The organism is Citrobacter sp. VF227 (assembly GCF_052950715.1).
Genome location: NZ_JBRFVF010000200.1, coordinates 1 through 562, shown reverse-complemented (window position 1 = coordinate 562; position 562 = coordinate 1). Strand labels below are relative to the sequence as shown.

Here is a 562-nt window from a genome sequence, read left to right as displayed (position 1 = left end):
CTGCGCTCCACCGCGCTTCGGTGGGCGCTCGGCCTCGCCCTGTGGTCGGCCCTGCTCGCCCTGGCGATGTTCGCCTTCGTCTACTGGCAGACGGCCGACTACCTGCGCGAGGAACTCGCCGAGACGCTCCGGCTGGAGGTGCGGTCGGCCGCGGCCGACCCCGCCGCCGCGGCGAACCGGGTCGACACGTGGATCGCCATGGATGTCCACGCCACCCATTACGGCGGCTTGTTCGCCCCGGACGGGACGCGCCGGGTCGGCAATCTCGGGGCGATCCCGGACCGCTTGGCGCGCGACGGCGACGCGTACCGGGTGAGCGCGACGGTCGACCTCGCCGGGCGCCGGCTCCAGGACGAGATCTGGGCGGCCGCGCTCAAGCTGCCGGACGGCAGCACCGTGGTGATCGCACACGACACCGACGAGATCGACCGGGTGCAGGCCACCACCCTACGCGCGCTCGGCCTCGGCCTGATGCCGACGCTCGCGCTCTCGGGGCTCGGGGGATTGCTGCTCGCGGGCCGGGCGCGACGGCGCCTGGCGGCGACGGAGGCCGCGGTGGCCC

Annotated in this window: 1 protein-coding gene; it reads left to right on the top strand. The window is 75.1% G+C overall.

The window, feature by feature from the left end; genetic code table 11:
• The coding region (locus ACU8YC_RS25885; protein ID WP_446896094.1) for a hypothetical protein at window positions 1–562 on the top strand (562 nt) is incomplete at both ends.